The sequence below is a fragment of the Paenibacillus polysaccharolyticus genome, from assembly GCF_023714295.1.
Lineage (GTDB): Bacteria > Bacillota > Bacilli > Paenibacillales > Paenibacillaceae > Paenibacillus > Paenibacillus polysaccharolyticus_A.
The window spans coordinates 168,043-174,840 of record NZ_JAMAUN010000013.1 but is presented as its reverse complement, the minus strand read 5'-3'; the positions used below and the strand labels follow the sequence as shown (position 1 = coordinate 174,840).

General features: G+C 47.0%; 5 protein-coding genes. All 5 read right to left on the bottom strand.

Going from position 1 to position 6,798, the window contains the following annotated elements:
- Positions 1 to 690: 690 nt before the first annotated feature.
- The 5 genes from M3629_RS24580 to M3629_RS24560 all read right to left on the bottom strand — a co-directional run bounded on the left by M3629_RS24580 (position 691) and on the right by M3629_RS24560 (position 6,776).
- Positions 691 to 1,278, bottom strand: a complete 588-nt coding sequence (locus tag M3629_RS24580; RefSeq protein WP_251511041.1) for a GNAT family N-acetyltransferase — start codon at positions 1,276 to 1,278, stop codon at positions 691 to 693.
- A gap of 181 nt (positions 1,279 to 1,459) precedes the next feature.
- A complete protein-coding gene (locus M3629_RS24575; protein WP_251511040.1) occupies positions 1,460 to 3,067 on the bottom strand; it encodes a response regulator in 1,608 nt (535 codons plus the stop codon).
- Positions 3,064 to 4,953, bottom strand: coding sequence for a cache domain-containing sensor histidine kinase (locus M3629_RS28760; RefSeq protein ID WP_251511039.1), 1,890 nt, complete (start codon positions 4,951 to 4,953; stop codon positions 3,064 to 3,066). Before M3629_RS28760 ends, M3629_RS24575 begins: the two co-directional genes overlap by 4 nt.
- Before the next feature lie 27 nt (positions 4,954 to 4,980).
- On the bottom strand, positions 4,981 to 5,829 hold the full coding sequence (locus tag M3629_RS24565; RefSeq protein WP_090924199.1) for a carbohydrate ABC transporter permease: 849 nt from the start codon (positions 5,827 to 5,829) through the stop codon (positions 4,981 to 4,983).
- Positions 5,826 to 6,776, bottom strand: coding sequence for a carbohydrate ABC transporter permease (locus tag M3629_RS24560; protein ID WP_397351819.1), 951 nt, complete (start codon positions 6,774 to 6,776; stop codon positions 5,826 to 5,828). The genes M3629_RS24565 and M3629_RS24560 overlap by 4 nt, the downstream gene beginning before the upstream one ends.
- Between the last annotated feature and the right edge of the window lie 22 nt (positions 6,777 to 6,798).

Genomic DNA, 6,798 nt, shown 5'->3' with positions numbered 1-6,798 from the left:
CATGCCGCCAGCGTTCGTCCTGAGCCAGGATCAAACTCTCCAATAAAGATGAATTTCAAAGCGTGGTTAAACGCGGTGAAACTCATCGGGGTATTGAAAAGAGCGATAAGCTCATTTTGAATCTGACGAGATTAAAATCTCATTTTTGATCTTGCAAGCAAGATCGATACTCACTCGTTGTTCAGTTTTCAAAGATCAAACTTGTTTCGCTGCTGATTTATTCTCTCCTCAGCAACTTTTATATCATATCACTTCCAAACCAACTTTGCAAGCTCTTTTTTTCAAGTTTCTTTTGAAGCTTGTTTTCATTTGCTTGCCGCACCGTTTATACTGTGTTTTCTTGGCCGGATTTAGAATATATCATAATATACAACCCTTTGACAACTTGTAAAATATACCAAGAAGTATTCTTCTATAGTTTTAATATCATATATCAAATTCAACAGGCTTGGATAGGTACTATTGATGCTACGCTAATATGCTTCATTCTTTTAAATACCTTACTTACTGCATCTACACATCAAGTATACCTTACAGAAGAACTTAATATTTAAACATGTAATCCGAATATAATAAAATGAACAGGCCATTGTTTTCTTAATGATTATCCTCTAGCTTACCTCCATCAAATAACTCTCTCATCCATTATTATAGATAAAACAACCCTCGCTAGAATGTACTCCATTTATTCTAATCTTTAAACAACCGCACTTCTTCCTCATCCTGCCTCAAATCATCCGCAAACCTGGCCATCATCACGGTATCATAATACTGTCCATCCACATGCCGTCGATCTCGCTTGAGGGCTCCTTCAATCTCAAAACCACTTGTCTCATATAATCGAATCGCCTTATCATTCGTTGCAAGTACCTTTAAGGTTACCTTTTCAATCCCTTGTTCATCCGCCCAACGTAAGGACGTTTTCAGTAACTCTCTTCCTATGCCATATCCCCAGAAGGAACGGGCAACACATACCCCAAACTCGACCTGATGCGAAAACCGCTTCAACTCAGTTCCAGCACACCTGCAGTACCCGACAATGTCACCTGATGCCACAGCAACCAGAAACAGATGGTTACGTTTTACGGTATCCATGCGAATCAACTCTTTGAACCCCGAAGCATCAATGTAGGCTTCTCCCGCTTCACGATCCATGTTTTCCGTCTCTCCGTCCAGCTGCACACGAAGTGAGCACAACGTATCTGCGTCCTTTTCCACGGCTGAACGAATAGTATATTGGATTCCTTTGACTTGGTACTCCTGGTCATCAATGATCATCTTGCCCTCTCACACCTTTCATGCTTAACATTGAATAACATTATCGATTCCGTTTAGGCTATATACCACACTCGCCTTGCCTCATCCTCTATTATATACATGTTCTAATCAGAACCCTTAGCTAACTCGCTCTTACTCAGAATCACGAATCTTTAACTTGCCAGACTGACAACTCTTCCACTCAACCCACCTCTGAAGGGCTTTTCCCCGTCACCATTTTGAACACCTGACTAAAATACGTCGCATTGCGGAATCCCGTCATCTCACTAACTTCATACACCATATAATGTCCTGACTGTAAAAGCTCCTGTGCCCGCTGTATGCGGTACCCATTAAGGTAACTTACAAAATTCTCTCCGGTCACTCTTTTGAACAGCTGGCTTAAATACTTGGGGTGCACAAAGAGACCTTTTGCGATAGCCTCGAAACTGATCTCCTCTGCGTAATGTTCCTCTACATATTGTTTCACTTGTGCGACAAGTTTGTTGCTTTTTTTCTCCCCCGTCTCTTTACGGATCTGTTCCAGCCATCCCTTAATGACGCCATCCATCCAGTTTATCAGATCATGCAAAGCATATTTCGACTGTATTTCACGCAGGAAGTCGCTCATCGTGAGAGGTGGTGTCAGCATCGGATGTTGCTTTTTCCAGCTATGCATCATCGTATCAAATAAACTAACCGCTACCACCTGGGCATCCTGAATGCTTGCACAGTTCCCCTCTTGCAGCGATTGGAATAATTGAAGCCAGACCTCCTCCGCCTGACTAATCCGCAGATCAACCCACACCTCATCCCATTGATGAAGCAATAAAGAATAATCCGTCGCACTCCGCTCCATATCTTCCGATGTCTCCACATGATAAATACGGTTCCCGCCCTGAAACTCCGCTCTTTCTACCGCTTCCCTGCTTTCCAGGTAAGAGTCAATGACCTCGCAAGGATGATCTTTCACCCGGCCGATGCCAGCGCTAACTTCAATTTTTAGATACGTAAAGATCTGATCGATCATCCGACCTACGAGAGCCTGCAATTCGTCAAAATAATCCTTGTCTCCGAGCATTACGAGTACAAATACCTGATCGGAATAATCCACAACCTCCAGTTGGCATTTTGCCATCCCAGTAACTTGTTGCTTTACTGTCTCTTGGATGATATCCGCTGCCCCATAACGCAAGAGTTGCCAGTCTCGCTCTTTCATACGTGTCATAAAACCCGGACGATTCAGGTGCAAACTGACAGCACGAACTTTGTCATAGATTTGAAACCCGATATACTCCATCCGCGCCTCGGGTAATTCGTGTGCTCGATAACGTGTAGTCAGCAACTCATGAAGAAACTGTTTGCGAAGATAAGGGAGCACCCGGCCAGCTTCCTGTTTGTACGTGCGCTCCAGCCGCTCTCTCCGATCTCTCACATCTTGCTCCAGCAATACTTCCCGTAGCACTGACTCAATTTCTTCCACCTCCGCTGGCTTCAGCAAAAAGTGATTCACGCCCCAGCGCATAGCCGCTCTGGCGTTTTCGAACTCGTCATATCCACTAAGGATGATAATCGGTAAGTGGGGATAGTCACGCCGCAACTCCTGCGTGACTTCAAGTCCAGTCATGCCCGGCAAGTATACGTCGGTCATGACAAGATCCGGATGCACGCGCTGGAACAGCTCAAGTGCATCCACTCCACTCGCAGCTGTACCAGCAATACTCAGGCCCAAAGAGGGCCAGTTAATATGCTCGGTCAGCGCTTTAATAATATGTGGGTCGTCATCGACAAGCATAATGGTTTTCATCATTTTTCACCGTCCAGCCACAGATTTAAATGCTCTTCGGTCTCAATGCGCGGTAGTGTAATCTCCACCTCGACACCGCCTGAACTTCCATTCCGTAGTTGCACGCCATACCTTTGTCCACAATACAACTGAATGCGTTGATGTACATTACGAACACCGATACCTCGTGCATCCTCCATGTTCCAATCCTCCGGCAAACCTTGTCCATTATCCGTGATTCGAATGGTGATGTCAGCAACAGCCCCTTCCGCCGGCGTAATACCTACCTGGATACGCAACGTTCCTTCCGATGGATGCCCATGCATCACGGCATTTTCAATAAAGGGTTGCAAAATGATCTTGGGGATATGACAACCACGTATACGTGGGTCGATCCGCTCCTCATATTGAATCGAGAACGGTAAGCGTTCAGATTGAATGCTGACGTAACAACGGGCATGCTCCAATTCATCCCTTACACGGATAAACAATCTGCCCCCACTCAGCCCGATCCGCAGCAGCTTGCTCAATTGCACAATCATACGACTGATGTCCTTGGCTTCATAATCAAGCGCACGCCAGTGAATCATATCCAGCGTATTGTATAAGAAATGAGGTTTGATCTGAGCCTCAAGCAAGCTGGTTTGCGCTTCCCGTTTCGCTCGACTCTCTTCCTTGACCTGCTCCATCAGCATCGTAAGCTGTGAAGCCATATGGTTAAAACCATAGGCCAGATGGGCGTACTCCTCTGTAAACGACAGTTTTACACGAGTATCGAAGTCCCCTTTTTCAAGCTGTCTCATTCGTTTGATCAATTGGCGCAGAGGTCGAATAATCTGCCGTACAAACAAATACGCGAGCACAGCCGAGCATAGAAGCCCAAGCACAGCAATGCCAAGGATCTGCCACCCTGCTTGGCGAACCGGCGATAACAAGGTGTATACAGGAATCGTCTGCACAAGACGCCACTGAAGCATAGCAGGTCTGGAGTACAGCACCAACTCTGCTCCACCCGGTTGACCTGATACCACTTCGAATCCATCTTCTCCAGGCCGCGCATGCTCCTGAATCCAGGCACTATCTATAATAGAAGATGATGAGTCAGTCCCGTCCGCCGTTCCTTGATCATTATTGTGCTTTTCTTCAGGACGGGCTTGTTCCTCTGGATCAGCCTGACCTACACTTCCCCCTGAAGGATCCGCTTTCCCCATCTGCATCACCACATTGCCGGCGGTATCGACCAGTAGCACTTTGCCATCGAGCACCATTGGAACATCGGCAAACCTACGTACAATATCCGCTCTGCTTAGACGAATGAGCACATAAGCGACCGTCCCGCCTCGACTGTCATAAATCCGCTGTGCATATCCAACCAAGGATTGGCCCGATTCATTCTCACGAAGCGGGACCCAAGCTGCGTCCGCCTTCTCCAGTGCGGCAAACCATGAATCATTCGATATAGCATCTACAGGGAAAATACGGTCAGCCATGGTAACTGTCACTTCATTAAAAGCATCCGTATACAGCTCAATCGAGGTAATCCCATCACTCACCACCATGGTATGATCCAGAATTTTTGAAACCTCTCTCCGCTGATGAATCTGTGCCAACCTGCCCGTATTGGATGTATCCAGCAAGTTAGACAACTCCCTGTTGCTTGCGAGCCCATAGGACGTGCCCGTTACTCCAGTAATAAAATCAAAGCCCCGCCTGGTGCTCTCATTCAAGAGAGCAAGACGTGCTTTGCTAATTTCGGTAAATGTGACCGCAGAGAAGGATTGGTAAGCCAGCCATACAACAATGGAGACGAGCAGCAAATTAAACGCAATAAAGCAAGTCACCATCAACGTGGAGAGCTTGCTTTGTTGCAACTTTTGAAGAATGTAGGCAGACCATCTTGTTTTTCGCACTCGGAATCAACTCGTTTCGTCTTGGAATTACCCTTTGAGCCCAGAGGTCGCGATTCCTTCCACGAAGTACTTCTGACACACGATAAATACGATAAAACATGGCACAAGGGATAACACAGACATGGCAAACATCGGACCCCAATCGGACTGTGAGCTCGAATCCAGGAACAAGCGTAGTCCCAGCGGAACGGTGTACTTGCTCACATCGCTCAGGTAGATCAATTGACTGAAGAAATCATCCCATGTCCACAAGAACGTAAAGATCATCGTCGTTACCAGTGCCGGAAAAGCGAGCGGGATAATAATTTTGGTATAGATTCTTACCGGGCCACAACCATCGATCGTCGCTGCTTCATCCAGTTCTCGCGGCAATCCCCGGAAAAACTGTACCATAAGGAAGATGAAAAACGCGTCAGTTGCCAACCATTTTGGTACAACAAGTGGCAAGTACGTATTCACCCACTCCAACTGATTAAAGAGAATATACTGCGGGATTAGCGTAACGTGATGCGGTAGCATAATCGTCATCAGCATTAGCCCGAAGCAGATCGCTTTGAAGCGGAAGTTTAACCGGGCGAAGGCATAGGCCGCCATCGAACAGGAGATCACATTGCCCAGCACGGCTCCAAGCGACAGGACGATGGAGTTGGTCAGAAATTTGGAAAAGGCATTCCCCTGAGCGCCGGACCAGCCCGTCATGTAATTTTGCCAATTCCATTCCTTTGGCCAGAACCACGTTTCTGTAAAAATCATATGCCCCGGCTTGAACGAGCTGCCCAGCATCCATAGAACAGGATAGAGCATCACAAGGGCAATACCTGAAATCAGTACATGTTTGGTGACAATCCATGCTACGGAGTTACGTTGTCCAATCATGATTTTCCACCATCCTCATAGTGTACCCACAACTTGCTGCTGCGGAATACGAGCAATGTAAATACGCCGATCAGGATTACCAGCACCCACGCCATGGCAGAAGCATAACCCATCTGGAAGAAGGAGAACCCTTTTTTGTACAGATAGAGAGAGTACATCAATGTGGAATTCACCGGACCCCCGCTGCCGTTACTGATAATAAAGGCCTGCGTGAACGATTGAAAGGACGTAATCAGCTGCATAACTAAGTTAAAGAAGATGACAGGTGACAGGATCGGCAACGTGATATAGAAAAATCTCCGCATCGGCCCCGCACCATCTACCGCGGAAGCTTCATCATACTCCGGTGGAATCTGTTTGAGTCCTGCCAGGAAGATGATCATGGATGAACCGAACTGCCATACAGACAACAGAACAATGGAATACAGTGCGTACTTCGGATTAGCCACCCAGTCTGGTGCTTTAATGCCTACCATCGCCAGTACGCTGTTGAGCAATCCGTCACCGCCCAGCATTTTGCGCCACAACATTGCAATAGCTACGCTGCCTCCCAGCAATGTCGGAATGTAATACACGGTGCGGTATATGCCAAGTCCGCGAATGCCTTTGTTGAGCAGCATCGCGACAAATAAGGCAAAAATCAGTTTGAGTGGAACGGAGACAGCAACGTAGGTAAATGTCACCTGAAGGGACTTGGTGAACAGCTTGTCAGACGTAAACATGGTGACGTAGTTATTCAGACCGACCCAGTTCGGAGCGGCAAGAATACTATAATCGGTAAAGGAAATGTATAACGAAGCAAGCATGGGACCTAGGGTCAGAAATACTAATCCGACAAGCCAAGGAGCGAGAAAGAGCAGAGCAGCTCCATTATGGGCGTATCGACGTTTCATGCGCCGGGCGGCTACTTTCTCGATTCTGGCTTGACTGACCTGTGATGTCGTCATTTTCGCAACCTCCCCGCAGGAT

Coding starts and splice junctions, on each gene's coding strand:
- M3629_RS24560 (WP_397351819.1), bottom strand. CDS start 6,776: ATGACGACATCACAGGTCAGTCAAGCCAGAATCGAGAAAGTAGCCGCC.
- M3629_RS24575 (WP_251511040.1), bottom strand. CDS start 3,067: ATGATGAAAACCATTATGCTTGTCGATGACGACCCACATATTATTAAA.
- M3629_RS24565 (WP_090924199.1), bottom strand. CDS start 5,829: ATGATTGGACAACGTAACTCCGTAGCATGGATTGTCACCAAACATGTA.
- M3629_RS24580 (WP_251511041.1), bottom strand. CDS start 1,278: ATGATCATTGATGACCAGGAGTACCAAGTCAAAGGAATCCAATATACT.